The 26,696-nt window shown below is 60.5% G+C and carries 20 protein-coding genes and 1 pseudogene; 13 read left to right on the plus strand and 8 right to left on the minus strand.

All coding sequences use genetic code 11. The features are described from left to right. Positions 1–32 precede the first annotated feature (32 nt). Both ABD837_RS11175 and ABD837_RS11180 read left to right on the plus strand, forming a co-directional pair. Complete coding sequence (locus tag ABD837_RS11175) at positions 33–554, plus strand: DUF6799 domain-containing protein (protein ID WP_345054194.1); 522 nt, start codon at positions 33–35, stop codon at positions 552–554. A gap of 117 nt (positions 555–671) precedes the next feature. Beyond that, the gene (locus ABD837_RS11180; protein WP_345054196.1) at positions 672–2,027 is read left to right on the plus strand and encodes a lysophospholipid acyltransferase family protein; all 1,356 of its coding nucleotides are present in this window, start codon (positions 672–674) and stop codon (positions 2,025–2,027) included. A gap of 130 nt (positions 2,028–2,157) precedes the next feature. Here the strand turns inward: ABD837_RS11180 and ABD837_RS11185 are convergent, their stop codons facing one another. The 4 genes from ABD837_RS11185 to ABD837_RS11200 all read right to left on the minus strand — a co-directional run bounded on the left by ABD837_RS11185 (position 2,158) and on the right by ABD837_RS11200 (position 7,261). Next, on the minus strand, positions 2,158–4,356 hold the full coding sequence (locus ABD837_RS11185) for an outer membrane protein assembly factor BamB family protein (protein WP_345054198.1): 2,199 nt from the start codon (positions 4,354–4,356) through the stop codon (positions 2,158–2,160). Between the two features lie 152 nt (positions 4,357–4,508). Further along, positions 4,509–4,733, minus strand: coding sequence for a hypothetical protein (locus ABD837_RS11190; protein ID WP_345054200.1), 225 nt, complete (start codon positions 4,731–4,733; stop codon positions 4,509–4,511). Positions 4,734–4,831: 98 nt separating this feature from the next. After that, complete coding sequence (gene chrA, locus ABD837_RS11195; protein WP_345054203.1) at positions 4,832–6,148, minus strand: chromate efflux transporter; 1,317 nt, start codon at positions 6,146–6,148, stop codon at positions 4,832–4,834. 138 nt (positions 6,149–6,286) lie between these two features. After that, positions 6,287–7,261, minus strand: coding sequence for an isopenicillin N synthase family dioxygenase (locus ABD837_RS11200; protein WP_345054205.1), 975 nt, complete (start codon positions 7,259–7,261; stop codon positions 6,287–6,289). A gap of 153 nt (positions 7,262–7,414) precedes the next feature. Here ABD837_RS11200 and ABD837_RS11205 point away from each other — a divergent pair, with 153 nt between their 5' ends. Next, entirely contained in the window at positions 7,415–8,257 is an 843-nt protein-coding gene (locus ABD837_RS11205; RefSeq protein WP_345054208.1) for a hypothetical protein, read from the plus strand. Between the two features lie 116 nt (positions 8,258–8,373). Beyond that, entirely contained in the window at positions 8,374–9,684 is a 1,311-nt protein-coding gene (locus ABD837_RS11210) for an AAA family ATPase (RefSeq protein ID WP_345054211.1), read from the plus strand. A gap of 4 nt (positions 9,685–9,688) precedes the next feature. Here ABD837_RS11210 and ABD837_RS11215 read toward each other — a convergent pair whose 3' ends face one another. Both ABD837_RS11215 and ABD837_RS11220 read right to left on the minus strand, forming a co-directional pair. After that, entirely contained in the window at positions 9,689–10,789 is a 1,101-nt protein-coding gene (locus ABD837_RS11215; RefSeq protein WP_345054213.1) for a cellulase family glycosylhydrolase, read from the minus strand. Between the two features lie 42 nt (positions 10,790–10,831). Further along, entirely contained in the window at positions 10,832–11,896 is a 1,065-nt protein-coding gene (locus tag ABD837_RS11220) for a glycoside hydrolase family 43 protein (protein WP_345054216.1), read from the minus strand. Positions 11,897–12,202: 306 nt separating this feature from the next. Here ABD837_RS11220 and ABD837_RS11225 point away from each other — a divergent pair, with 306 nt between their 5' ends. The 4 genes from ABD837_RS11225 to ABD837_RS11240 all read left to right on the plus strand — a co-directional run bounded on the left by ABD837_RS11225 (position 12,203) and on the right by ABD837_RS11240 (position 19,804). Further along, on the plus strand, positions 12,203–15,316 hold the full coding sequence (locus tag ABD837_RS11225; protein ID WP_345054218.1) for a SusC/RagA family TonB-linked outer membrane protein: 3,114 nt from the start codon (positions 12,203–12,205) through the stop codon (positions 15,314–15,316). Positions 15,317–15,347: 31 nt separating this feature from the next. After that, positions 15,348–16,925, plus strand: coding sequence for a RagB/SusD family nutrient uptake outer membrane protein (locus ABD837_RS11230; protein WP_345054220.1), 1,578 nt, complete (start codon positions 15,348–15,350; stop codon positions 16,923–16,925). A 149-nt stretch (positions 16,926–17,074) separates the two neighbouring features. Then, complete coding sequence (locus ABD837_RS11235; protein WP_345054221.1) at positions 17,075–18,133, plus strand: glycoside hydrolase family 43 protein; 1,059 nt, start codon at positions 17,075–17,077, stop codon at positions 18,131–18,133. A gap of 81 nt (positions 18,134–18,214) precedes the next feature. Beyond that, positions 18,215–19,804, plus strand: a complete 1,590-nt coding sequence (locus tag ABD837_RS11240) for a family 43 glycosylhydrolase (RefSeq protein WP_345054223.1) — start codon at positions 18,215–18,217, stop codon at positions 19,802–19,804. A gap of 105 nt (positions 19,805–19,909) precedes the next feature. Here the strand turns inward: ABD837_RS11240 and ABD837_RS11245 are convergent, their stop codons facing one another. Further along, entirely contained in the window at positions 19,910–21,139 is a 1,230-nt protein-coding gene (locus ABD837_RS11245) for an aldose epimerase family protein (RefSeq protein WP_345054226.1), read from the minus strand. Positions 21,140–21,383: 244 nt separating this feature from the next. Between ABD837_RS11245 and ABD837_RS11250 the strand changes: the two genes are divergently transcribed. Beyond that, on the plus strand, positions 21,384–22,448 hold the full coding sequence (locus ABD837_RS11250) for a LacI family DNA-binding transcriptional regulator (RefSeq protein WP_345054229.1): 1,065 nt from the start codon (positions 21,384–21,386) through the stop codon (positions 22,446–22,448). 36 nt (positions 22,449–22,484) lie between these two features. Continuing rightward, positions 22,485–23,519 (plus strand): 5-methylcytosine restriction system specificity protein McrC, encoded by a 1,035-nt coding sequence (locus ABD837_RS11255; RefSeq protein WP_345054232.1) that lies wholly within the window; start codon positions 22,485–22,487, stop codon positions 23,517–23,519. A 131-nt stretch (positions 23,520–23,650) separates the two neighbouring features. Here the strand turns inward: ABD837_RS11255 and ABD837_RS11260 are convergent, their stop codons facing one another. Continuing rightward, positions 23,651–23,911: a hypothetical protein gene (locus tag ABD837_RS11260; RefSeq protein ID WP_345054235.1), complete on the minus strand. Its 261-nt coding sequence runs from the start codon at positions 23,909–23,911 to the stop codon at positions 23,651–23,653. A 135-nt stretch (positions 23,912–24,046) separates the two neighbouring features. Between ABD837_RS11260 and ABD837_RS11265 the strand changes: the two genes are divergently transcribed. From ABD837_RS11265 to ABD837_RS24990, 3 genes and pseudogenes are all read left to right on the plus strand, one after another. Continuing rightward, positions 24,047–24,658 carry an RNA polymerase sigma factor gene (locus ABD837_RS11265; protein WP_425554338.1) on the plus strand — a complete coding sequence of 204 codons (612 nt, stop codon included), beginning with the start codon at positions 24,047–24,049 and terminating at the stop codon, positions 24,656–24,658. Between the two features lie 83 nt (positions 24,659–24,741). Next, entirely contained in the window at positions 24,742–25,920 is a 1,179-nt protein-coding gene (locus tag ABD837_RS11270) for a trypsin-like peptidase domain-containing protein (RefSeq protein ID WP_345054241.1), read from the plus strand. A 437-nt stretch (positions 25,921–26,357) separates the two neighbouring features. Then, positions 26,358–26,519 (plus strand): annotated as a pseudogene (locus ABD837_RS24990) (YkvA family protein); the annotation flags it as partial. Between the last annotated feature and the right edge of the window lie 177 nt (positions 26,520–26,696).

A 26,696-nucleotide genomic window follows, 5' to 3' on the forward strand; every position in this document is an offset into this window, starting at 1 on the left:
TGTTATTTTCGATTTCTGTTTTAAACTTTTCCATGAAGGCTACTCTGATTTTTCGCGCTTCGCTATTCTTCATTTTGCTCGGCAGCTTCGCCGCCCAGGCCCAAACCGCACCTCCTGCACCAACCCCACGCCCGGGTCGGGTAATGCCCAAGCCCCGCACGACCGTCGCAAAGGCAGAGGGTATTAAGGACGGTCTTTCCATGCAAAAGGGCCGCGTAGTGCTCACCGAACTCGGCATCAGCAACCCGCTGGTGGCCGACAAGAAACTGGTCAACGGCACCATCATCACCCCCGCCGGCGTGGTAACCGGCACCGACGGCACCACTGCCCAGATGATGGAAGGCGACCTGGTATCGCTGTCAGGCCGCATCACTTCGCGGTCGGACATTGTAGCGGCCGACAGCATCGCCAAGATTCAGCTTTTTGATGCCCTGCATCCCGGTAAGCGCAAGAAAATGGAAGCCGAAGCCGAGAAAAAGGCCAAAGCCAAAGAAAAGGCCGCCGAAGCTAAAGCTAAAGCCAAGGAAAAGGCCGCTGCAAGGCGCAGGAAATAAGCTCAACACGCATTACAATTAACCGCCGCCCCTTTGCCGGGGGCGGCGGTTGTGTTTTCGGGGCAGTGCGGCGGCGGCTGGTTCGCCCTATCTTCGGGCCCTTACGTATCACGCCCCATGCTCTTTTATACTGTGATGAAGCCGCTGGTGCAGGTGGCGTTGCGTGTGTTTTTCCGCCGCATCGAAGTGCGGCACCCGGAGCGCATGCACCTGCCCGGCCCGCTGCTGCTGGCCGGCAACCACCCCAACACCCTGATGGACCCGCTGCTGGCCGCGGTGAATCGCAGCCAGCCCATTGCCTTTCTGGCCAAAAGCACGTTTTTCCAGAACCCCGTGCTGCGGGCCATCATGGAGTCGGGCAACTCCATCCCCATTTACCGGGCGCAGGACACAGGCAAGGGCGGCTTGGCCACACCCGCCGAGCGCACTGCCCAGAACGAGGCCAGCTTCGGCCGCTGCTACGATTACCTGGGCATAGGCGGCACCATCATGATTTTCCCGGAGGGCACCAGTGTGAGCGAGCGCCGCCTGCGTCCGCTCAAAACCGGAGCTGCCCGCATTGCGCTGGGAGCCGAAGCGCGCCACGATTTTAAGCTGGGGCTGCAAGTGGTGCCGGTGGCTACCAACTACTTCGACCCCAGCAAATTTCGCTCGGATGTGTTGCTGAATGTGGCCCCACCCATTCGCGTGGCCGACTACGCCGCGGCCTACGCCCGCAGTCCCGACGAAGCCGCCGACCAGCTCACCGAGGCCATTCGGGTGGCCCTGGAGCGGCGCCTCGTCATCAGCCGCGACGCGGCCGACGATGCTTTCGTGCAGCAGATTGAGCGCACGTTCGGCGACCACCTCAACCCCGACGATGACCCCAACACACTCTACGACAACTTTCAGCTCACCCGCACACTGCTGCAGGCCCTGCTCTGGGCCGAACAGGAGTTTCCCGAGCGTTTGGCCGAAGCCAAGGGCCGCCTCGAAAACTACCTGACCGAGCTGCGCCGCCACGGCCTCAGCGACGAAGCCCTCGACGACCAGCGGCGCGGCTCAATGGCAGGCCTGCTGAACCTGGTGCTGGGCGCACCGGTGTGGCTGTATGGGGTGCTGAACAACTATTTACCCTACATCCTGCCCTCGGCAGTGGCCAAGCGCGCCACCAAAGAGGCCGAATTTGTGGCTCCCATCATGCTGGTTGTGGGCATGATTACCTTCCCGCTGGCCTACGCCCTACAAATTGCCGCTGTGCACCACTGGCTCACCCACGACTGGCGCCTGACACTGCTCTACGGACTAAGCCTGCCCCTCACCGGGTTCTACGCCCTAAGCTACTGGAGCACCCTTTCGGCACGGCTGCGGCGGCTGCGGGTGGCGCGCCTGTTTCGCCGGGCGCCGGCCGTGGGCCAGGCCTTGCTAGCCCAGCGCGCCGGGCTGGTAGCCGAGCTGCAGGAGGCGCGGGAAGCGTATTTAACGGCTCGGTGAAAAGGTGAGAGGTCGAATGAAGCTGCCTTGGAGCGTGTAAGCATTTTATTTTTACTGCACTGAGGCTTTACACAGGCGCGCTGCAGAGCCAACCCCTACAGGTTTGCAGGGGCTGGCTTCGGCAAGCGGCCTAAAACTGGTAGCCATAGAGTTCGTCGCTGGCTACTTTAAAGAACACCATGCGCCCAATATCATCCAGAATGTAGTCGGGCTTCTTGCTGTCGAGCACCAGGTTGGTGACTTCCTTGCCGGTGCGCTTGTCCACCATTTTGATGCCTACGCCGCTGGCTTCGTCGCCCTTGATGGTGGTGAGCATGGTCACGAGGTTGGTGCCGTCCTTGGTGGCCTTGAAGCGCTTGTTCATTTGGCGGATGGACTCGCCCACGCCACCCGCGAAGCCGGCGGCCAGGTCGCTGCTGCGGTCGGAAAGCGTCATATGGTCGTTGTAGGAAGCGGTGCCGTAGCCGCTCGCGCCGGCCCGGAAGCCCTCGTCGGCAGCATTGGCGGCGGCAGCAGCCCCGGCGGCGGCGTTGAGCACGCCCATTGTGCCGAAGAAGATTTTGCCGGCCATGCTGCGACCGGGCGCCGGCGTGAAGTAGCTGTACTGCGGCTTGCCGTTCCAGTCCAGCATTTGCAGGTTCTGCGACGATTTCAGCAAGATGCCGTCGGGCATCAGTTCGAAGTCGGTAGGAGTTTCCTTCCCTTGGAACGGGATGTTGTCGGCCACGAGCTTATACTCAGCCGTCTTGCAGTCCAGCGCCAGCAGCTTGGTGTCGGACAGAATGTAGCACTTGTCGCCTTTTAGGGCAGTTACAATGCCTTTTTCCTTGTTGAACTTCACGCTCTTGGCCCAGTCGTCCTTGCCGGTTTCCAGGTTCATGATGTTCATCTCCTGGTTGGTTACATAGAGCAGCCCCTGCGGCACCAGCATTACCCGCTTGATGGAGCCGTCCACGGTCAGGGCCCTTTTCAGTTTGGAAGTGCCACGGTCGAGGTCAATGATGTCGAGGCGGTTGCGGCCGCTGGCCCGGGCCGTAGCCACGATAAAGTCTTTGCCAGCGAAAGAATAAGCGCCCACCGTGCCGTCGGTCTCAACGCCGTCTTTGCCCCAGGTGCGGGCGCCGGTAGCATAATTGTACAGGTTGATACGGGAAAGCCCGCCCTTGAGCTTGCCGTTACGCTTGGCATCGTCATCGAACTCCGAGGTGGCCACAATCAGGCCCCGCTCGTTGTAGATGATGTTAGAAATGGGCGACTTGAGCGGCTCCCGCTCCCAGATTTCCTTGCCCGTGGCGATATCAAATGCCGTGAGGTAGTCATTCGAGAAAACGAAGATTTTGCCGGGGCTCTGCGGTGCTTCCAGGTAGTTGATGGAAGAGTAGGTGGCGCGGGCCGAAGCACCCGCATCGAGGGCCGCAGTGCCGCTCAGGGCCCCAAAAGCGGAACCCATGCCCTTGAAGCCGCCCAACGGACTCATCCCCAACAGCTTCGAACCGGCGCTTTCCGGGCCAGCGGCGGCCGTGGCAACGGCAGCGCCCACCTTGGCAGCATCGTCGGCAGTAAGGCTGGCGGTGCGCCAGATAACGCGCCCCGAGGCCGCATCGAGCTTGTACAGGGCCAGGTTGGTAGCCCATAAAAAGGCTTTGTTGCTATCCACGAGGTACGGCTGCGAGATGGCCGTTTCGGGCACTTTGGTCTTGCTCACAATGGGCGTCCGCCACTTCTCGGCGCCGGTGCTGGCGTCGGTGGCAATCAGCATTCCACCGACCTCCGCCTGCCCAAAAAGCAGGAACGACCCGGTTTCGGGCACAAAGGCCCGCTTGCTGGCATTGAGCAAGCCCAACTCTTTGGTGTTGACAACGGCCTTGCCGGTGTAGGCGTCCAGAATCACGAACTTGGTACCCAGCTTGCCCATGCCTTTGCCGCCCACTTTGTCGACTACCGCCACAAAGGGCGAACCCGGAATCAGGTCGAAGTTTTCCTGCTTCAGGCCATTGAAATCCACAATCTTCCACTTCTCGGCCCCGGTTTGCGGGTCGATGCCATACAGCGCGTCGGAGCAGGAAACGACGAATACCCCCGCTGGGGTCAGCTTTTGCCAGGCAATGGCTTGTTTGAACTTCATGGTCCAGGTAGGAACAACACTGCCCTTGGAAACTGGCCCGGCGGCGACGGCAGCTGTTCCTGCAGAAGCTGGGGCGTCTGTAGGGGCGTCTTTTTTGACCAGCTTGTCCTTCATATTTTTGAGGGCGCCAAACTGGGCGTGGGCGGCTGGCGAGGCGGCTAAAACGGCCAGCAAAGCCAGCGGAACGAGTCGGTTGTTAAGCATGATGCAGTGCAGTAAAGGTGGAGAAAAAGCTCTGTCTGGAACAAAGACAAAGGTTCTCCCTGCACTGCAGGTGTACAATCCGGGGTGCCGCGTATTTCCAACTGCGTACCAGCACGGATGCTCCCGCATCACGAGCTACCTTTTCTAGCTGGCTAGGGCTGATAAAACGTCAGCACCAGTCGGTCTTCCTTGCCACTGAACATGATTTTCAGCAGCCGGACGTTGTTCTTGCCATACACATTGGTAATGGACGAGCCGTCGTCGGTTTTGCCGTCGTCGCCGGTGTACTGGCCTGCTTTTGCCCGCTCGTTCACCAAGCCGAGCACATCGTTGAGCAGGAGCCAGGCAGCGGACTCAGGGCCATTGTTAGCACGCAATTTATCTTCTGGTTCGCCCCGGCTTATGTCATGCGCACCGCGCAATGCTCCTATGTAAGGCACGCATAACGACAGGTCAAACTGGTCGACTGACCGATTTAGCCCACCTTGATAACCGCCCCCGCCAGCAGCGCAGCCAGAACAATCACCACGCTCGGCACCTTTTCCCAGAGCAGCAGCAGAAACGTGGCCCCCACCAGCAGCGGGTTCAGCGGCAACGAGTCGATGGGTCCGAGGTGGAAAGGCAACGCCAGTTCCCGGTCGGGCAGCGGGTGGTAGAGCAGGAAGGTAGCCGCGCACACCAGCCCCGCGCTCACCGCATTGATGCCTTCGAGCGAGGCCTGCACCACGCGGTACTGCCGCAGCCGGTCCCAGAAGCGAATGACGAAGAAAATGAGAAAGGTGCCCGGCAGAAAGATGCCCGCCGCACCTACCAGTGCCCCCAATACCTGCATGCTGGTACTGCCGGTTGGCCGCATAGCCAGCGCCCCGATGTAGGCCGCAACCGAGAAATTAGGTCCCGGCAGGGCCTGCACCAGCCCCAGGCCCGACAGAAACTCCGCCCCCGTGAGGTAGTGCTTGAACTCCACGAACTCGGCATAAAGCAGCGGGGCCAACACCTGCCCGCCGCCAAACACCAGCGAGCCGTTGCGGTAAAAATTCTCAAACAGCCGCACCGGCAGCCACTGCGTGAAATGGCCCAGCGCCGCTGCTCCGGCCAGCGTGCCAAACCACAGGAAAAAGTTGGCCCACTCCACGCGCAGCGGCTTTTTCTCCTGCACGATGGCGTGCTTACGGTAGCGTACGGTTGTCACGGCCCCGCCGGCCAGCAGCAGCAGTGGCAGCATCCAGGGCAGCTGGAAGAAATAGGCCAGCATGGCAGCGGCCACCAGCAGCCCCACCGAGGTTTTGGTGTGAATAACTTTTTCCGAAATCTTGTAGGCCGAAAACGCCACAAAGCCCACGGCCACCGGCTGCACGAACTGCACCAGCGCGGCCATGCGCTGCGGGTCGAGGTGGTTGAGCGTAAGGGCTGCCAGGGTCATTAGCACCACCGCCGGCGTTATCCAAACCAATAGGGTAAGGTAGGCCAGGTTGGGCCCGCCCAGCCGGAAGCCGATGACGGTAATGGTTTGGGTGGAAGTAGGGCCCGGCAGCAGGGCGCACAGCGCCTGCAGTTCCAGCAGCTCGGCGGCGCTCAGGTAGCGGCGCCTCTCCACCAGCAGCCGGAAAAACATGGCCAGGTGCGCCTGTGGCCCACCAAAGGCCGTGAGCGACAGCCCGGCCACGTCCTTCAGAAAAATAATACCCCGCACCCGCCGCGTCCGCTTGCCCGAGCGCCGGGGAGGCGGCGCGAGCGAAACGGGAGCAGCGGGGTGCGGGGTATTATCTGGCGGTATTGTTGGAACAACCATATAAATAGAACGTCATGCTGGGCGCAGCCGAAGCATCTCGCGTGCAGCAGTAACCCAATCGATTGAATTAGTTACACAAGCGAGATGCTTCGACTCCGCTCAGCATGACGTTCTATTTTTTAATGACTTCCTGAGACCTTACTTCTTCTTCAAACCCAGCTCAATCAGGCGCTCGTTCAGGAACTCGCCGGCCGTGATGTCGGCCTCCTTTTTGGGGTTTTCGGGCGTAACGCAGTGCTCCAGGGCAGCCAGGCTCATTTCCGAGCGCGGGTGCATGAAGAAGGGGATGCTGAAGCGCGAGGTGTTCATCTTCTCGCGGGCCGGGTTCACCACGCGGTGGATGGTGCTTTTCAGCACACCGTTGGTGAGACGCTGGAGCATGTCGCCCACGTTCACCACAATCTGGTCGGGCAGGGCCGTAATGGGAATCCATTTACCGTCGCGACGCTTCACCTGCAGGCCATCGGCGCTGGCACCCATCAGCAGGGTAATCAGGTTGATGTCGCCGTGCTCGGCGGCGCGTACGGCGTCGGATGGTACGGCGTCCGGGTCTTCGATGGGGAAGTAGTGGATGGGGCGCAGGATGCTGTTGCCGTGCTTCACCTTGTCGTCGAAGTAGTTTTCGGGCAGGTGCAGGTACAGCGCAATGGCGCGCAGCACGTCCTGGCCAGCGCTTTCGAGCGTGCGGTAGGCCGTGAAGGTGCTTTTCTGGAAGCTCGGCACTTCCTCGGGCCAGATGTTGGCGGGGTACTCGTTCTTAATAGGGTCCTCGGTTTCTACTTCCTGGCCCACGTGGTAGAACTCCTTCAGGTCGCCGGTGTTGCGGCCCTTGGCGTGTTCCTTGCCTTTGCTGATGTAGCCGCGCTGGCCGGCCAGTTCCGGGTTCTCGTAGCGCTGCTTGGCATCGTCGGGCAACTGGAAGAATGCCTGCACGTCGGCGTACAATTGTTTGGTCTGCTCGTCGTTGAGGCCGTGGTTTTTCAAGGCCACAAAGCCGATGTTCTGGTAAGCCTCGCCGAGCTGCTGCACGAAGCGGGCTTTGCGCTCGGGGTCGCCGGAACGAAAGTCGGCGAGGTCGAGCGAGGGAATTTGGTCAAGGAGTTGGTCTTGCATAAGGATTTTTAGATTTACTTTGAGGCCGGTACACCTCGTAGGTGGGCAACGACGCAAGTTAAGCAAAACCCCGCACCGTACCCACTACGTACAGGGGTTGGTTGTGCTCCGGCCAACCAGATACTACTCTCTCTTTCTTTTTGAACCCTACATATGAAACGTTCTCTGTGGCTGCTGTGCAGCACTACCCTGACCCTCGGCGCTTTGGCGAGCTGCGAATCGAGCAAGCAGGCCACCGAAGTTAGCGCCACGGCCGGCACTACTAGCCCAGCGGCTACTACCGTTGCCAGCAACGAGGCCATGGAGTCGAACGGTATTCGTCTGACTCCGTTTAGCGACTCGCCCAAATTTCCCGAAGCCCAGATGCAGATGCGCGCTCCCATTGCCGGTGCTACCCTGCCCAGCGGCGAAGTCGCGTTCGATTACCAAATCACCAACTTCCAGCTCACTAAGATGAGCGGCGGCCCCCATATGGCCCAGATGGCCAACTCAATGAAGGGCCAGCACATTCACAACATCATCGACAACGAGCCCTACACGGCGCACTACGACACCAAGTTCAGCAAGCCCGTGGCCGATGGCCAGCACGTAGTGCTCTCCTTCCTGTCGCGCTCCTACCACGAAAGCCTGAAGCACCGCGGTGCCTACGACCTGCGCGTGATTAAGGTAGGTTCGGCCCCCATCACCGCCGCGCCCATCGACACCAAGGCGCCGCACCTGTTCTACAGCCGCCCGAAAGACACCTACGCCGGTGCCGATGCCCGCCGCATCATGCTCGACTTCTACCTGGTGAACACCACCCTGGAAGCCGGCGGCAACCGCGTCCGCGCCACCATCAACGGCACCGAGTTCATGCTCGACAAATGGCTACCCTACATGATGGAAGGCCTGCCCGCTGGCGAAAACACCGTAAAACTGGAACTGGTTGACGGCAGCGGTACCATGATTCCCGGCCCGTTCAACTCGGTAACCCGCACCTTCACGGTTGCTCCCTAATTGCCTTTAGCCGTTATCATTTGATGACGTTATTGTTTATTTGAAAAGTCTCCCGGCCAGCCTGGGAGACTTTTTTTATGCCCGCCGTTTGGTATACGGGCACTACCTTGCCCACCATGTCTGCTGCTTCATCTGCTTCTGCCGCTACTACTCCGGCCCCGGCCCTGCTCACCCGCGAGCACGTGCTGCGCGCCCTGAAGCAGCTGGCGCGCGAAGGCCGTCCCCTACCGCTTGGCACCGTGTACGAGCTGGTGTACCGGGGCAAGCGCTACCCGCCGCGCGCCGTGGCGGAGCGGGCCTACCGCCTGGCCACCGGCAACCCCGAGGCCCGCTGGCCCCGCCCCGCCGGCGCCCCCACCAACGCGGTGCTCGAAAAGCTCGATTTTACCATCAGCACCCGGCGGCCAGTACTCACGCCCGGCTCGGCCACCGACGGCGAAGAAACCGACCAGCAACAGGCGGAGGATTTATACACGGGCTTGCCGCCAGTGGCCGAAATCCAGCCGAAATACAGCACCGCAGCCGAACCCAACGCGGCTTATTCAGCCCCTGCATCTGCTTACTCACGGGCCGAAGCGTTGTCTGAATTATTTATCAGCGAAGGTGATTTGGATGCGGCCCTGGCTGGCCTGCAGCGCCGGCGCAACCTGCTGCTGCAAGGGCCACCCGGTACCGGCAAAACGTTTCTGGCACGGCGGCTGGCCTGGCTACTGCTGGGCGCACGCGATGAAAGCCGCATTGAGTTGGTGCAGTTCCACCCCAGCTACGGCTACGAGGATTTCATGCTCGGCTTCCGGCCCGATGCGCAGGGGCGCTTCCACCTAGTGCCCGGCGTGCTGCCACTGCTTTGCCAGCGCGCGGCCGCCGACCCCGGCCGGCCCTATTTCCTGCTGATTGATGAGGTGAACCGGGGCAACGTGCCGCGCATTTTCGGTGAACTTTTGCTGCTGCTCGAAGCCGACAAGCGCGGCGCGGCCCACGCCCTGCGCCTGCCCTACGCCCCCGCCGAGGCCCCGCGTTTCTTCGTGCCCGAGAACCTGTATGTCATCGGCACCCTCAACCTGGCCGACCGCTCGCTGAGCCCGCTCGATTACGCCTTGCGCCGCCCCTTCGCCTTTGTGGCCCTAGAGCCGCAGTTTGGGGCGCCGCTGCAGCAGTTTCTGGCAGCGCGGCAAGTCCCGGAGATGCTCATCGAGCAGCTATGCACCCGCATGGTGGCCCTCAATCAAACCATTGCCGACGACCCGGAACTGGGGCCGGATTTCGAAATTGGCCACAGCTACTTCTGCCAGCCGCCCGCCAGTCCGGCCGAGGCTGCAGGGTGGCTACGCCTGATTTTCGAGCAGGAAATTGGCCCGCTGTTGGCCGACTACTGGCGCGAGCAGCCGGCTACGGCCGCCGCCCAATTGCGCAAGCTGCTAGCGTAGCGGCCTATTTACCGTTGGTTTTCCGAATCAGCTCGACTTCGTCCTGCCGGTACGGGGTGCCGTCGCGGCGGAATACCTCGTGGAACCACTCAATGGGGTCGCTGCCGTCGGCTAGGGGTACGTCCCACTGGTATTTGGTGTTGGTCTTGCCATCGACCAAGCCCCAATTGATGGCGCCCACGTTCTGCTTTTTCAGCATGGGCATGATGGTGGCGAAGCGGCTGTTCCGGGGCCGGGCCATGTACTCGGTGCAGATGAGGGGCCGGCCGTGGGTTTTCAGCATTTCGATTTGGCGCTGGTGGGTGGGCGCGTCGTCGTAGTTGTGGTAGGTGATGATGTCGGAATGCAGGGCCTGGTAGCGGTTCAGAGCTTCGAACCCGCCGTTCCAGATGCCCATGCTCAGGGGCTGGTCGGGGCGAACGGCTTCGGCCCAGGCGAACGTGTTGCGCACCAGCGGCAGCGAAGCGGCTTCCTTGCCCGAGTTGCCGGGCTCGTTGAACAGGTCCCAGAGCAGCACACGCTTGTCGTGCGCAAAGTGCGTCAGCACATCGGTTACGTAGGGTTTGAGCTTAACGAAGGTGGCCGAATCGCGCGAGGCGGGGTCGCCGGGGTCTTGCACCCAGCCCGAGTTGTGGATGCCGGTTTTGGGGGCGGGCTGCGGGCCAACCTGGGGGGTCTTGTTCCAGCAGTCGTCGAAAAACACCAGAATGGTTTGGATGTGGTGCTTGTCGGCCAGGCCCAGGTAAGTATCTACCCGCTGCTTGAAGCCAGCCGGGTCCTGCTGCCAAGCCAGGCTATGCAGAAACACCCGCATGGTGTTGAAACCAATGCCCTCGGCGTAGCCCAATTCCCGGTCAATCGTGGTGGGGTCGAAAGTAGCCGCCTGCCACATTTCCAGCTGGTTGATGGCGGTGCTGGGGGTAAAGTTAGCCCCCGACATCCATAGGTGGGCCTGGTACCAGGCCGTGGCTTTGGCTACGGGCCAGCGCGGGTCGCCGGCCATGGCTACCGCATTGGCACCCTTGGTTTTGACCTTCGTTTTTTGCGCAAATGCGCTAGGCGACACCAGCAGGGATAGCAGCAGGAAGAGGGCAGTTTTTTTCATAAGCAGTAAGGATTCGAGCAGAAAAAGATTCTTTTTAAAAGGCTACTTGGGCAGAGGCTGCGGGGTGTAGGTCGGCCCGAGGCAGCGGGGTCCCTTCGCCGTCCAGGCCAAGGGGTCGATGCAGAGGCGACGCTCGGTCATGGCCTCGTTCCAGGCGTGGTAGGCCAGGTACTCGGTGCGGCCGTCGGGGCCCAGCACGTGGGAGTGGTGGCCGGGGCCGCGCACGTGGCCCGGCACCGAGTGCAGCACCCGCGCACCCGCATTGGAACCGGAATCGGCGTAAGGGCCCATGATGCGTTCGGCCGTGCAGTAATCCACGCCGTAGCGGTCGGTCAGGAAATTCGCGCCGCTGAAGAAGCAGTAGTACTTGCCCGCGTGGCGGCGCACGAACGGGCCTTCCAGGGTGTGCCACTGGGCGAAGGTGCGGTTCCCGTAAAGCGGCATCAGGCGGTTGGCCTCGAACAGCGTCCACTTGTGCCGGGCGCGCAGCACGGTGCGGGCTTGGTTGGCCAGTTGGGTCATGCTCACGAGGCGGTCCACCACCAGGCCGGTGCCGGGGTAGTAGCCGTTATCGGTGTCGGTGAAGTCGCGGGCGTAGAAGAGGTACCATTGCCCGTCCGTGTCCTGAAAGGGGTGCGCATCGATGGTGAACTGGCTGTCGGGCACGGGCAGGGCCGCTACTTCGGTGTAGGGCCCTTCGGGGCGCGAGCTGGTGGCTACGTGCAGTTGGTGCCCCACCGTAGCCGCAATGGCTCCGCCGCCTCGCGAGTAGTACATATAGAACGTGCCCTTGTGCAGCACCACTTCGGGCGCCCAGAAATCGGCTCCCTCGGAACCAGCCGGGGGCGTGAGAGCCCCGCCGGCCGGCTGCCAGTCGACCAGATTGGTTGAGGTGAGTACCGCGAATACCCGGCCATCGGCGGTGCGGCCCTGGCCGGTGGTGCCAAAGGCGTAGTATTTGCCCCCGTGGCGCAGCACAAACGGGTCGGGGAAGTTGCGGGCCACCACCGGGTTGGTGTAGGTGCTGGCCGCAGCCGCCTTGGGTCGCACGGCCAGCAGCGCCAGTCCGGTGAGGGTTCCTTTTATGAAAAAACGGCGGGAAGACATAGATAGCAAAGAGTAAAAAGAACAAAGGCTCTTCAAAGAAGGAGCTAATGCTAGAACGGAGGTGAAGCCTTTTGGCATGCCGCTCAAAAGTGAGCATAACCTTTTATAAACGCAAACGTTTGCGTGCAAGTTGAAGAATTTGTGCTTTGCCAACGTAATTTTGTGCCCAGACCTCAACAGTATAGCATTAACAAAACAAAAAAAGCTACTTTAGCCTTGTAAACAAGGCAATAAATTTTCAGAATCATGCAATCGTTTGCGTGATAAACCAGTCTTTTACCTGTTTTTTCACTTCACTTCCCACCCATGAACAAGCTAATACTCCCCCCCCGGCGCCTGTTGTTGCCGGTGCTGGCGTGCTGCTTGCCGCTGAGCAACGCGCTTGCGGCACCCTCTGCGGCGCCTTCCTTTATAGCTACCACCAAGCCAGCAGCCCCAGTCACCGGCCGCGTTACCGATGAAAAAGGCGAAGGCTTGCCCGGCGCAACAGTGCTCGTAAAGGGGACCAGCAACGGCGTGAGCACCAACGCCAACGGTGAATTCACACTTGATGTGCCCGCTGGGGCCACGCTCGTCATTTCTTCGGTGGGCTACGCTACCCAGGAAGTAGCAGTAACAGGGTCGACGGTAAGCGTAACACTGCGCCAGGATGTGCAGCAACTCTCCGAAGCGGTGGTAGTGGGCTATCTGGTGCAGGAGCGCCAGAATGTGACTGGTGCCGTAGCTACAGTCGGTGCGCAGGAGGTGCGCCGCGCGCCAGTGGCCAGCGTGGGCGAGGCCATTCAGGGCCGCATGGCGGGCGTGCAAGTAAACAACTCCGGCGCGCCGGGGCAGGCTCCAAGCATCAACATTCGCGGACTGGGCACGATGGCCAGCGGTAGCGGCCCGCTCTATGTTATCGACGGGCTTTGGATTGAAGGTGACCGTCTAGGCGGTCAGCGCGACTTTAACCCCGCCGATGTGGAGTCGATACAGGTGCTGAAAGACGCTGCGGCATTGGCACCCTACGGTTCTTCAGGCGCCAACGGCGTCATCATCGTTACCACTAAAAAGGGCAAGCAGGGCGTGCCTGCCATCACATTCAGTGCTAACGGCGGGGTACAAAACCTTGTGAAGCGCCTAGACTTGGCCAACGCGGCGCAGTGGGCCGCGGTGAACAACCAGGCGTACGACAACGCCGGCCAGCCGCGCCAGCCTTATGCGGCCAACCTGCCGGGCATTGACACCGACTGGCAGAAGGAATTCTTCAAGCAGGGCTCGGTCCAGGATTACAACTTGGGCTTTTCAGGCGGCGGGCCCAACTCGAACTACAACGTTTCGGGCGGCTATTTCAAGCAGGATGGCACGGTACAAGGCCCCAAGTTTGACCGCTACAGCATGCGAGTCAACACAGGCTTTAACCGCGGCCGCTTCAAGATTGGGGAGAATTTGCTACTGACGCGCACCAACCAGACGCGGCTGAACGGCCTGCCGTTCATCGACATTGTGCGGATGCTGCCTGTAATTGGGGTATACGACAATACGACACCGGGCGGCTTCGGTATTGGCAACAACAACGCCATCACCTTTGGAACCAACCCCATTGCGCTGCAAAGCTTATTGAACGACACGGGAGTATCGAGCCGCTTGCAAGGCAACGTGTACGGCGAAGTATCCATCTTCGACTTTCTGCGCTACCGCCTGAACTTGGCCACCGAGTACCACGGCTTCCACGACCAGCAGAAGCGGCAGTTTGGCGTGTGGCGCCGCAACGACCCCACCACGCCGTCGGCGTTTGGCGAAACCCAGGGCACGGAGGTGTTCGGCATGGCCGAAAACACGCTGACTTTTGACAAGAACTTTGGCGAACATAGCCTCACGGCCGTGGTAGGATACAGCCAGCAGCGCTTCCGCCAGGAAGTAACGCGCGGCGTGAACTTTGAGTATGGCCGCGGTCCGACGTATTACTGGGCCCTGGACGGCGGCAGCCAGAACCCGCAGGTTATTGGTTCGACTTTTGAGCGGACCAAGCAGTCGTATTTCGGTCAGTTGACGTACGACTACGGCCAGCGCTATCTGCTCACTGCGGCTTACCGACGCGACGGGTCTTCGCGCTTCAGTCCCGAGAAGTATGGCAATTTTGGCGCTGCTTCCATTGGCTGGCGCGTATCGAAGGAGAAGTTCTTTGAAGGCATCACGGCCATTTCAGACCTGAAATTCCGCGCCTCCTACGGGCGCCTCGGAAACGACTTGGTCAACGGACCCTACGGCGGTTCCTACCTCTACCAGGGCTTCATCAATACCAACGCCAACTACGTACTGGGCGGCACTATCCAGAACGGTGCCATTCAGACCGCCTATGCCAGCCCGAGCCTTCGCTGGGAAGACCGGCGCACCACCAACGTGGGCGTCGACCTGGGCTTTATGAGCAACCGATTGAACCTATCGGCCGACTACTACGTGTCGCAGACCATCAACGCCCTCATCAACCCCCCGGTACCGTACACCTTTGGCAACGCTGGCCCCAACCCATTCCGCAACTTGGGCAAGTTGGAGAACAGCGGCGTTGAACTGCAACTGGGCTACAACGATGACCGCCACCCGTTCCGCTACGGTGCTTCAGTCAACCTGACTACCATCAAGAACAAGGTGTTGGACTTGGGCACCGTAAGCGGCGATGCTAGTGGCGCGCCAAACTTCTTCAACGGCGGTCCCAACGACATCACCCGGACGGAGGTGGGCTATGAAATTGGCTCGTTTTACCTCTACCAGTTTGATGGCATCTATCAAACCGGCGACGCCAACATCCCGACCGGCCTGAAGCCTGGCGACGTGCGCTACAAGGACACTGACAACAGCGGTGTCATCGACGACAAAGACCGGGTGCACGTGGGCCGCGTGTTTCCCAAGCTGCAGTACGGCGCCAACCTGAATCTGGGCTACGGGCCGTTTGACTTGTCGGCCTTCTTCCAGGGCGTGCAGGGCAACGACGTGTTCAACGTAGACAAATTCTGGCTCGAGCGCACCGACGACAACGGCAACCACCTCGCTAATTTCAGTCCTTGGACCCCTGCCAACCCGTCGAACACCACGCCCCGCGCCCTTATTGCGGGCGGCAACGCGGGCAATGCGCCTGGCAACAACGACCGATTCAACTCGACGCGGTGGCTGGAAAGCGGCTCGTACCTGCGCCTGAAAAACCTGCAGCTTGGCTTCACAGTGCCCAAGGCCGTGCTCACCCGCAGCAAGTACGTGGCCTCGCTGCGGGTGTATGCGACTGGCCAGAATGTCTTCACCGCCACCAAGTACAGCGGCTACGATCCCGAAACGGTGGGCAGCGGCTCGTTCAACTCGCTGGGCAACAACCTAAGCCGAGGCGTAGATGAGGGTTCCTATCCCAACCTGCGCTCGTTCACGGTGGGCATTCAGGCAGGATTTTAGGCTTTTTCTCCAGAACTAATCAACTAATGATATGAAAGTTAATTTTCTAACCCGACTGGGGCTGGCCGGTGCCTTGCTGCTAAGCGCTACGGCCTGCGAGAAGAACCTGCTCGACCAGGTGAACCCCAACCTGCCCACCACCGAGTCGTTCTTCAAAACCAGTGAGGACGCCGTCAAAGCCTCCACGGCCTGCTACGCTGGCCTGCAAGGGCTGGGCATGTACCGGCGCTGGCTAAATTTCGCCTTCGACCTGCGCGACGACACCGGTTTCAGCCAAAGCCCTTGGGGCGAGCTGGCTGATTTCACGCACTTCGTGCAGACAAACTACAACTTTGAGGTGTCGCGCGACATCTGGCGCGACCACTACCGCACCATTTACCGCTGCAACCAAGTCATCGCCAACGTTCCCGGCATCCAGGGTATGGACGCGACCCTGCAAAAGCGCGTGGTGGCCGAAGCCCGCTTCCTGCGCGCGCTGAGCTACTTTAACCTAGTGTCGCTCTATGGCAACGTGCCGCTGGCCTTGGCTCCTACCACCGACCTAAACACCGTGCCCCCGCAGGGCACCGAGGCCCAGGTGTGGGCGCAGGTAATTGCCGACCTGCAGGCTGCCCAAACCGACCTCCCCCCCTCCTACACGGGCAACGACGTGGGCCGCGCCACCCGCGGCGCCGCCACTACACTGCTGGGCAAAGCCTACATGCAGAACAAGCGCTGGGCTGATGCTCAAACGCAGTTTGCTGCCGTTATCAGCTCGGGCAAATATTCCCTGACGGCCAATTACACCGATAACTTCCGCCACACCACCGAAAACAACGCGGAATCCATTTTCGAGGTGCAATTTTCGGATGAGAAGAAAGGGGGCAACGACGCCGGCGGCGGGCCCGATGCCACCTCTTCGCAGGGCGGGCAGCGCTCGCAGTTCTGGGGCGTGCCCGGCTTTGGCTTCAACGACGGCGAAGTGCGGCCTTGGGTGGTGCGCGAATTCCTGCGCGAGCCCACGGTTGCTGGCCAGCGCGACCCGCGCCTGGCAGCTACCGTATTCTATAACCGCTTCGACCAGAACCAGTTTCCCACCGCCCTGCCGCCCGACAACGACCGCGGCGTGTACGGCACCGGCAACTTTGAAACCCGCTACGCCGGCAACTCCCGCGACCTTGGCCGTGTATTCTGGCGCAAGTACCAAACCGATTACTACCGCACGTTCGAAGACTTCGACTCGCCCATCAACCAGCGCGTGATGCGCTACGCCGATGTACTGCTGCTGCAAGCCGAAGCCATCAACGAAGTAAGCGGCCCGGCCAATGCGGTGCCGCTCATCAACCAGGTGCGGCAGCGCGCGGGACTGGCACCACTCACAACTGCCACCTTCACGCAAGCCATGCTACGCTCCCAGCTTATGCACGAGCGGGTGACCGAGTTGACCGGCGAAGGCGTGCGGTGGTTTGACCTTCAGCGTTGGGGATTGCTTGATAACGCGGCCGGCATCAACCAACTTAAAGCCAACGACCCCGACTTCAACAACTTCATGATGGGCAAGTCGCGCCTGTTGCCACTCATTCAGAGCGACGTAGACTTAAATAAACTGCAGCAAAACCCAGGCTATTAATTAGTCGCTGACCGGCCAATGGCCGTATTTACAGCCGCTGTGCCTTCGGCATAGCGGCTGTTTTGCTTAAAATAGAGGCTGTTTGTAAGGTATATAGCACCGCCTTCCCTGCCTAGGGATTCTTATTTTCCACCTATTCTAATTTCAGTATGTCCATTCTTCGTGCTTTCCTGCTGGCGTACTGCCTGCTGACCTTCCCGGCCTGTAATAAAAGCCCCGACCCGGTGGTGAGCCCACCGGTGACGCCGCCCACCACGGCCACCACTTTCACCAACCCGCTACTCAGCACCGGCCCCGACCCGTGGGTGACCCAGAAAGATGGTTTCTATTACTACATGCACACCACCGGCGTGAATCTGACGCTATGGAAAACAGCCAAGATGAGCGAGCTGGGTTCAGCCGTGAGCAAAATCATTTGGTCGCCGCCCACTAGTGGGGCCACTTCCCACGACATCTGGGCGCCCGAGCTGCACTTTCTAGATGGCAAATGGTACGTGTACTTCACGGCGGGCCCCGGCAACTGCTGCGGCGGCCAGCGCATGTGGGTAATGGAAAACGCGGCGACTGACCCCACTACTGGTACTTGGAGTTCGCCCGCTCAAATAGCCGTGCCCGGGCAGGATTTGTGGGCCATTGATGGCACCATTCTGGAACAGAACGGTAACCGCTACCTGCTGTGGTCGGGCCAGGAGGCTGGCTCGGACCAGCAGAACATCTACATCTGCCGCATGAGCTCGCCCACCATGTTGGTGGCGCCCCGAGTGCGACTCAGCGCGCCGCAACTGCCTTGGGAGCTGAACGGTTTCCCGAAGGTGAACGAGGGGCCGGAAATTATCAAGCACGGCAATAAAACCAACTTGGTGTATTCGGCCAGCCACTGTAGCACCGACGACTACGCCCTGGGCCTGCTCACGGCCAGCAGCACCGCAGACCCTATGGTGCTGGCCTCCTGGACGAAGACGGCCACGCCGGTTTTCACCAAGAACCCAACTAACAATGCTTACGGCCCGGGGCATAACGCTTTCTTTACGTCGAAAGACGGGCAGGAAAACTGGATTATCTACCACGCCAACACGGGGCCAAATCAGGGCTGCGGCAATGCCCGTAACCCGCGCATGCAGAAGTTCACCTGGAACGCTGACGGCTCGCCGAACTTCGGCACACCCGTGGCCGTTGGCGCCGTTCTGGCCCGGCCCAGTGGCGAGTAATATGCGCGCCATTACTTCATAAACGAATACTAATTGGCCGGTCTGCTGCGTGCAGACCGGCTTTTTTCGGCTAATTTTCCTATGAAATCCTTACGCTTTTCTCCTCTGTTGGTGGCGCTGGCCCTGATTGGATTTGCACCGCTGACGGCGGCAGGCCAGGCAAAAAAGACGCCTGCTAAGCATGCTCCAGCGGTTAAGGCCGCTCTGCCCATTGCCAACCCCGTACTGGCCGGCGACTACCCTGACCCGTCGGTGACGAAAATTGGGAATACCTATTGGGCTACGGCCACTTCTTCGAACTGGGGCCCGACATTTCCGCTGTTGAAATCGACCGATTTACAGCACTGGACGCTGGTGGGCCACGTGTTTCCGGGTGAGCGGCCGGCTTGGGCCGACTACTACTTCTGGGCTCCCGAAATCAGCCAGTCTGGTGGCAAAACCTACGTGTACTACACCGCCCACAAACGCGGCGGCAACCTGAGCGTGGGCGTGGCCAGCGCCAACAAGCCCGAGGGCCCCTACACCGACCACGGCCCTCTGGTGGGCCAACCCGCCGGCTCGATTGACGGCTTCCCGATGCAGGACGAAAAGGGCCAGCCCTACCTCATCTGGAAGGAGGATGGCAACAGCGTGCAGCAGCCAACCCCCATCTGGGCGCAGCGCCTGAACGCTGAGCGCACGGCTCTCATCGGGGAGAAAACTGACCTATTCCGCAATACCGCAGCCTGGGAAGGCAACTTGGTGGAGGGGCCTAGCGTGGTGCGCCACGGCGGCTACTTCTACCTGTTTTATGCTGCCAATGGCTGCTGCGGCACTGGCTGTACCTACGCCACCGGCGTGGCCCGCGCCAAAAACCTGCTCGGTCCCTGGGAGAAATTTGCCCAAAACCCCATCCTTACCAAAAACGACACCTGGACCTGCCCCGGCCACGGCACCGCCGTGGAGCGCAACGGCCACTGGTATATGCTGCACCATGCCTACCGCACCGACGGTTTTGCGCAGGTGGGCCGCCAAGGCGTGCTCAGCGAGTTTGAATGGACAGGCACCGGCTGGCCCAAGTTTTTGAACAACCACACTACCCCGGCCACTCCTGCTCTGGTGCCGGCAGTGGTTGCCGACGAATTCCAGACTACCGCTCTAAGTCCGGACTGGGAATGGCCGGTGGAGGATAAGCCGGCGTTTGCGCTGAGTGGTGGCCAGCTGCGCCTCACGGCTAAGCCCACCGGTGGCGGGGCCACCATCGGCCGAACCACCCTCGCCGCCCGCTACCAGGCTACCACTACCCTACTGGCTCCTGCCGCGCTGCCAGCCGGTACGGTCGCCGGCGTAGCCGCTCTTGGCGACCCCAACAACTCGCTGAACCTGAGCGCCGGCGACAACAAGCTCCGGCTCTGGGAGCGCCGCGATGGCAAAGACCGCACGCTGGCCGAAACCGCGCTGCCGGCCGCGGCTGCCCTGCGCCTGCGCGTACGGGCCCTCGGCAACGGCCAGTTCCGCTTCGCCTGGAGCCCTGATGGCACCACCTGGACCGACATGCTGCCCACCAGCGAAACGGCCAACGGCCAGTTCCTGCCGCCTTGGGACCGCGGCGTACGCGTCGGCGTGGTGGCCCAGGGCCCGTCCACCGCTACAGCCACCTTCGAACGCTTCGAGTTGAACAACGAGAAATAGGCCAGTGCTTAACTGTTTTTGACCCACAAAAAAGCCCTTGCCGCATAATTGCAGCAAGGGCTTTTTTGTGGAGTATGAGGCAAGGAAAGCCTTCCTTTCGGCAATCTACTTGCGTACGCCGAACCGGTATTCGGTCACGGAATGGAAGGTTTCGCCGGGCCGGAGCACGGTGCTTGGGAACTTGGGCTCGTTGGGCGAGTCGGGAAAGTGCTGGGTTTCGAGGCAGAAGCCGTAATGCTGTGGGTAAGCCACGCCGCCCTTGCCTTTCAGGTTGCCTTTCAGGAAGTTGCCGGAGTAGAACTGAATGCCGGGCTGGTCGGTGTACACGTCCATCGTACGGCCCGACTCTGGCTCGTACACGTTAGCAGCCAATTCAATACCGGAGCGCATGGCATCGGCCAGCACCCAGTTGTGGTCGTAGCCGCCGGGAGCCGCGCCGGGCACCTGCTTGATGCGCTCGCCAATGGCGTGCGGCTGCCGGAAATCCATGGGCGTGCCGGCCACGCTTTGCAGCACCCCAGTCGGAATCAGCGTGTTGTCGACGGGGGTAAACTTTTCGGCTTTCAACGTCAGTTCGTGGCCCAAAATGTCTCGGTTGTGGCCGTGGTTCAGGTTGAAATAGGTGTGCTGGGTCAGGTTGAGCACCGTGGGCTTGTCGGTGGTCGCTGTGTACTCGAGGCACAGGGCGTCGGTGTTGGTGAGGGTGTACACAACCTTCACGTCGAGGGTGCCGGGGTAACCCTCCTCGCCATCCGGGCTGTGATAGGTGAGCGTGAGTGTAGGCCCGTCGGCCGAAGTACCGGGCGTGCCCGTCCACACGCGGCGGTTGTAGCCCATGGTGCCGCCGTGCAGCGAGTTTGGGGCGTTGTTGATGGGCAGCGAATATTGTTTGCCATCAAGGGTGAACTTGCCGAGTTTGATGCGGTTGCCGTAGCGCCCAATCAGCGCCCCGAAATAGGGGTTTTCCTTTATGAATAAGTCGCTGGTATAGCCGGCGAGGTCATCGAAGCCCAGCACCACGTCGCCCAGCTCGCCTTTGTTGTCGGGAACAAGCAAGCTCGTCAGCGTGCCGCCCAGCGTGCTGATGGTGGCCTTGAGGCCGTGCGCATTCTGCAGGGTAAAGAGTTGCACAGCGGTGCCATCGGGGGTTTTGCCGAATGGTGCGGCCATGGGCGCAGCCGCCGCGCGGGTCTGGGCAGAGTCGGTTGCCATAGTTGCGGAAGAAGTGGATTCGGTGCCGTCCTTGGATTCGGACTGGTGGTTGCAGGCAGTAGCCGCCAGTAGCAAGCTGGCCAACCCAGCTGCCACCCGGCCAAAGGGCAAGAAATGAGACATAGAATTGGAAAAAGTGAGTTTATAAAACAAGCGTTGCAGGCAGCGCTAAAGGCCGCGGAAGATGAAAAAACATCAAGGACCATTTCTCGCACAGATTGACTCCTGAGCCGCAATCTACGCAAACGTTTGCGTTGTAGTTAGGATGATATCTAAAACCCTTTGGCTTTTTTACGCAAAATTTGCGTAACATTTGCGTTAATTCTTGTTGCCGCCCGGGATATCCGGCGGCGCTTTATACTCTTCCGTGGCCAAGAAACGCGCTTCCATTACCGACCTCGCTCAGCAACTGAACGTTTCCGTTTCGACGGTATCGCGCGCCCTGAGTGGGCACCGCACCATCAGCGAAGCCACCACGCGCCGCGTCGTCACGCTGGCCAAGGAGATGGGGTACCAACCCAATAACCTCGCGGCGGGCCTGCGCCGGGGCCGCAGCAATATGCTGGGCGTGGTAGTCCCGCACATCGATGGCAATTTCTTTTCGCAGGTAGTGAAGGGCATCGAAGCTGCAGCCAGCAAGGCCGGCTACCATGTGCTCATCTGCCAGTCGAACGAAAACGTGGCCCACGAGCGCGAGAACCTCGAAACCCTAATGAACGCGCAGGTCGACGGCATACTGGTTTCTCTTTCGCGTACCACCCGCGAGTTTCGCCACTTCGACAAAGTGCGCAAGCGCGACATTCCGCTGGTATTCTTCGACCGCATCCTCGAAGGCCACGACGTCAGCGCCGTGGTCATCGACGACCGGGCCGGCGGCTACCGGGCCACCAAGCACCTGCTCGAGCAGGGGTACCGGCGCATTGCCCATTTTGGCGGCCCACAACACCTGAATATTTACAAACACCGTCGCCAGGGCTATGAAGATGCCCTGCGCGAGCACGGCCTACCTGTGGCGGAGGAACTAGTATGCATCTGCGACATGAAAATGGAAGATGGTAGTGCGGGCATGCGGCAATTTCTGCAGCTTCCCCAACCCCCGGATGCCGTTTTCTCCGCCAGCGACTTCACGCTGGTGGGCGCGCTGGAAGTGCTGAAGGAACACGGCCTGCGCGTACCCGAAGACGTTGGCCTGGTGGGCTTCAGCAACGAACTGTTCTCGCGCCTCACCGAGCCCAAGCTCACCTCCATCGACCAGCACTGCGAACTTTTGGGGCGTTCAGCTACACACCTGCTGCTGCAAACCATGGAGGAACAAGGCCAGCACCTGCCGCCCCGGCACGTGGTGTTGCAGCCCAATTTGTGCGTGCGCGCTTCTTCGCTGCGAACAGGCACTGCCGCCACAGCCAGCGTGCGTCCTGAAACAATTAAGTAGCTGCTTCTTGCTCCGAGGCGTTCTTTGCCAACCGCTGTGATACCGCTGCCCACGCTCTACTACTTCCTCTGCTACGCCTGGAACCGGCTGCCCGAACCCGCCGTGCTGCAGGCCAGCAAAAGCACCCCTTTTGCCAAGCCACTGGCGCTGCTGGCCCAGGTGCTGCTGCACGGCACCCGCCGCCTGCTGCGCAATGGCCTCCCCCTCACTTTTCAAACGCAGGAAGCTGAGTTGGCCAGTCTGCGCGGACGCATCGAATTAGCGCCCACACTCGGGCGCGGCTTGCTGAGTCAGGGCCGCGCCGTGTGCACCTTCGACGAGTTGGGCGTGGATTCGCCCCTGCATCGCCTGTTGGCACACACGTTCGCAACGCTCTCGCACGCGGCCGAGGTACCAGCAGGCCTGCGCCGTGAGCTGCGCCAAGTGCAGCAGCGCCTGCCAGTGGTGCCAGGGCCCGAAACTGTGCCCACGGCCGCCACATTTCGTGAACTGCGGCGGCAGCGGCTCGATAGCTCGGCCCGGTTCCTGGCCCACGTGTGCGAGCTGGTGTGGCAGGTGGCGCTACCCGAACCTACGGCCGCCGGACGCCGGCGTTTCACCGATTTCCGGCGCGACGAGGGGCTGATGGCGCGCATTTTCGAGCAGTTCGTGCGCAACTTCTACCGCCGCGAGCAGCGCCATTTCCGCGTGTTCGCCGAAACCATTGCCTGGCAGGCCGAAGCTTCCGCACCCGACGACCTGGCCCTGCTACCCACCATGCTCACGGATACTACGCTGGAAGCCCCCGAGCGCAAAATCATCCTCGACACCAAGTACTACGCGGCGGCCTTGCGCCCGCGCTACGACCGGCAGCGCCTCATCGCGCCGCACCTCTACCAGCTCTACGCCTACCTGCAGAACCAACGCCCCGCGCCGGGCCAGGCGCTGGAAGGCGTATTGCTCTATCCGGCCAATACCCAAGCCGTCGACCTGCGCTACACGTTGGGCGGGCACCCGGTCCGCGTCATTACCCTCAACCTGCATCAGCCGTGGGCGGGCATTGCAGCCGATTTGTTGGCGCTGGTTAAATAACAGCAATGGCGGCGCTACGCGCACCGTAACAAATGCCCCAAACGCAAAACAGCCCGGACTTTCCTGACGGAAAATCCGGGCTGTTGGCGAATGCCAAAGCATTGGAGCTGGCCACGAGGGCCAGCGGCCAATTACTTCTTCTCTTCGGTGGTGGTAGTGGTGGTGGTGGTAGCGGCAGGAGCCATAGCGCCATCAGCAGCAGGAGCAGTAGCATCAGCAGCGGGAGCAGGAGCCATTGCGGTGGTGTCGGTGGTGGTGGTGGTCGAAGTGGTCGACTCGGTGCCAGCAGCAGGAGTTTCGATGGTGGTCGACTCGGTCGTCTTCGACTCGCACGACGACAGACCAGCGGTCAGGGCCAGGCCCAGGGCAGCAACTTTGAACAGGTTGTTCATTTTGGGGGTAATTTTGAGAATGGGTTAACTTAAAAACGCCCTTTATGCTGGTATCCGGGAAAGGTAACCCGCGGCAGAAAAATATTTTTTCGACGGGTTACTTAGGCCCTTCGTTTGTATTAACCCCCAAAGTGAATGAGCAGGGGCAATCCCACTACTTCCTCTTCGTTGACTCCTACTGACGACGCACTTATTGCCGCCATTCGCGGCGGCGATGAGCGGGCCCTGGCCCACCTCTACCGGCTGCACTGGCCCATGGTGTCGCACTTCGTACTGCAAAATAGCGGTTCGGAAGACGATGCCCAGGACGTGTATCAGGAAGGCGTGATGGTGTTTTATGAAAAGGTGCGCAACGGTTCTTTGGAGCTAAGCTGCCAGATTAAAACTTACCTCTACGCCGTCTGCCGGCGGCTGTGGCTCAAGCGCCTGACCAGCAAAAGCCGCTTCGGCGTGCGCTTGCTCGACGACGAGGAGCACGGCCCGTATCTCAATACGGGTGCCGAAGAAGACGTGCTGGCCGCCGAAGAGCAGGACCGTCGCTTCGCCACCATGAGCGATGCACTGAACAGCCTCGGCGAACCCTGCAAGTCGCTTTTAGAAGGCTTTTACCTGCTCGACAAATCGATGCAGGACCTGACGGCAGAATTCGGCTACACCAACGCCGACAATGCCAAAAACCAGAAATACAAGTGCCTCGTGCGCCTCAAAAAGTTGTTTTTTATCCACTATAAGGAAGAACCTATTTAAGCTATTCGCTAGCCGCCGGCCTTTCGCCGCTGGAACTCCTCCGTGTTTTACCGCTGCCGCCCACCCCTCCGGTAGCTAATGCCATGATGACTGAAGCAGACTATTACGCCTTATTTGAAGCCTACTCGACCGGCGAGCTGGTTGGGCCGGCGCGCGCCGACCTCGAAGCGCGCCTGAGCGCCGACCCGAATCTAGCCCTGCGCTACGCCGACTTCACCGAACTCACCGACACGCTGCGCGCCCACGGGCAGCGCCTGCAGGCCCGGCAGCAGCTGCGCGGCATCCACGCCGCCATGCTGGCCGCCGATGCACCCGCCGCCTTGGATGTTGCCACCGGCAAGCTTACCCACACCGTGAACCCCATGCTGCGCATTTCGCGCACCGAGCGCCGCCTGCGCGAATTTTGGAGTGGGCACCGCGCCACGGTGGGCGTCGCTGCCTCGGTAGCTGTGATGGCGGTGTTTGCCACGCTGTTGGGCTTGCAGGTGTGGCAGACAGCCAAAACGAAACCATCAATGTATGGTTACTTGGTGCTAAGCCGTGAAGTCGATAAACTAAAGAATAAGCAGAAAGACCTTTCGCGAACCCTCAATCAGATTGGTGCAATCAGCACGCCTGCAATGCCGAGTAACAAGGCAGGCAAAGTCGGTACTGGCTTCGCGCTCACTTCGGAAGGCTATATTGTAACCAGCTACCACGTTATTCAGGGAGCTGATTCCTTGCTGATTGAAGGAAAAAATCATCAGCGTTACCATGCTGAGCCGGTATTTTCTGATATTAAGCGAGACTTAGCAATTCTGCGCATCACGGACAAGCGCTTCAACGGTTTCGGCCGGCTGCCCTACGCCATCAAGCCAGGCCAAGCCGATTTGGGCGAGCGGGTATTCACGCTCGGCTACCCGCGTGAGGATATAGTGTATGGCGAAGGCTCGCTGAGTGCCCGCTCGGGCTTCGAAGGCGATACCGCTTTCTACCAGGTGAGCATCCCAGTAAACCCCGGCAACTCGGGCGGGCCGCTGCTCGATGAGCGTGGCAACCTGATTGGCGTGGTAAGCGGCCGCCAGAACGACGCCCAAAGCGCCGCTTTTGCGACCAAGTCGTCGTACCTGGTGCGGCTGGTTGATTCACTGGCTGCTACTGCCAAAGTCGATGCGCCTTATCATCTGCCCCGCTACGGCCAACTAGCTGGCTCGGGCCGCCCCCAACAGCTGAAGAAGCTGCAGGACTACGTGTTCGTGGTGAAGGTGTACGAGAAAGATTAACGCCGGCCCACGCGCCACCAAGTTTTATTAACGCCCTATTCCTACCGGAATGGGGCGTTTTATTTTCGGTCAGTCAGCCAGAGGCTATATTTTTGTTTCACGATACTTTCGCACCCGATTTTGTAATGGATTGAGCCGGGCCGCAAATAACCTTGCAGGCCGAAACCTAGTATCTAAGCCCAGCTACGCGGCCGTTGTCGCGCTTCTATCCCGTTACTTATTAATCCCTGAACTCCGTGGCTCAAAACCAACAAACCCCGCCCTCCGGCAACGACGTTGCCGGCTCGGCCCTCTTCAAAAAATTCATCAGCACGGCCGAGGGCTACATCAAGCAGCCCACCCGCCTGAAATCGCTGTTGACCGACGCCTACAAGAAGGCCAGCGACAAAAATGAAGTCGGTACCCTGGCTCACGAAGCCTGGGAGACGCTCCAGACCATGTTTCGGCTTATCAAAGCGTCGATTTCGGGTGAATACACAGGCGTGCCAACCAGTACCGTAGCAGCAGCGGTGGCCGTGCTCATCTATTTTATTAGCCCGATTGATTTGATTCCGGATTTCATCCCAGTTTTAGGCCTGCTTGATGACGTGGCCCTGGTGGCTTGGTTCTCGACTACGCTGAAGCACGAGATGGACCGCTTCCACGAGTGGGAGCTCACGCGCCCGGCACTAGCCACCGAAAGTGCTTCTTCGGAAACTGACAGCCAGAAGTCGGCCGCGGAGCGCATGGCATCTTCCATGGCGGCTGGTCCAGCATCGGCCGCCGCGCCAGAGCAG

The organism is Hymenobacter glaciei, from assembly GCF_039539585.1.
Classification (GTDB): domain Bacteria; phylum Bacteroidota; class Bacteroidia; order Cytophagales; family Hymenobacteraceae; genus Hymenobacter; species Hymenobacter glaciei.

Bases quoted from the DNA above. Each gene is read 5' to 3' on its own strand.
- ABD837_RS11175 (WP_345054194.1), top strand. From the start codon at position 33: ATGAAGGCTACTCTGATTTTTCGCGCTTCGCTATTCTTCATTTTGCTC.
- ABD837_RS11180 (WP_345054196.1), top strand. From the start codon at position 672: ATGCTCTTTTATACTGTGATGAAGCCGCTGGTGCAGGTGGCGTTGCGT.
- ABD837_RS11185 (WP_345054198.1), bottom strand. From the start codon at position 4,356: ATGCTTAACAACCGACTCGTTCCGCTGGCTTTGCTGGCCGTTTTAGCC.
- chrA (WP_345054203.1), bottom strand. From the start codon at position 6,148: ATGGTTGTTCCAACAATACCGCCAGATAATACCCCGCACCCCGCTGCT.
- ABD837_RS11200 (WP_345054205.1), bottom strand. From the start codon at position 7,261: ATGCAAGACCAACTCCTTGACCAAATTCCCTCGCTCGACCTCGCCGAC.
- ABD837_RS11205 (WP_345054208.1), top strand. From the start codon at position 7,415: ATGAAACGTTCTCTGTGGCTGCTGTGCAGCACTACCCTGACCCTCGGC.
- ABD837_RS11210 (WP_345054211.1), top strand. From the start codon at position 8,374: ATGTCTGCTGCTTCATCTGCTTCTGCCGCTACTACTCCGGCCCCGGCC.
- ABD837_RS11215 (WP_345054213.1), bottom strand. From the start codon at position 10,789: ATGAAAAAAACTGCCCTCTTCCTGCTGCTATCCCTGCTGGTGTCGCCT.
- ABD837_RS11220 (WP_345054216.1), bottom strand. From the start codon at position 11,896: ATGTCTTCCCGCCGTTTTTTCATAAAAGGAACCCTCACCGGACTGGCG.
- ABD837_RS11225 (WP_345054218.1), top strand. From the start codon at position 12,203: ATGAACAAGCTAATACTCCCCCCCCGGCGCCTGTTGTTGCCGGTGCTG.
- ABD837_RS11230 (WP_345054220.1), top strand. From the start codon at position 15,348: ATGAAAGTTAATTTTCTAACCCGACTGGGGCTGGCCGGTGCCTTGCTG.
- ABD837_RS11235 (WP_345054221.1), top strand. From the start codon at position 17,075: ATGTCCATTCTTCGTGCTTTCCTGCTGGCGTACTGCCTGCTGACCTTC.
- ABD837_RS11240 (WP_345054223.1), top strand. From the start codon at position 18,215: ATGAAATCCTTACGCTTTTCTCCTCTGTTGGTGGCGCTGGCCCTGATT.
- ABD837_RS11245 (WP_345054226.1), bottom strand. From the start codon at position 21,139: ATGTCTCATTTCTTGCCCTTTGGCCGGGTGGCAGCTGGGTTGGCCAGC.
- ABD837_RS11260 (WP_345054235.1), bottom strand. From the start codon at position 23,911: ATGAACAACCTGTTCAAAGTTGCTGCCCTGGGCCTGGCCCTGACCGCT.
- ABD837_RS11265 (WP_425554338.1), top strand. From the start codon at position 24,047: ATGAGCAGGGGCAATCCCACTACTTCCTCTTCGTTGACTCCTACTGAC.
- ABD837_RS11270 (WP_345054241.1), top strand. From the start codon at position 24,742: ATGATGACTGAAGCAGACTATTACGCCTTATTTGAAGCCTACTCGACC.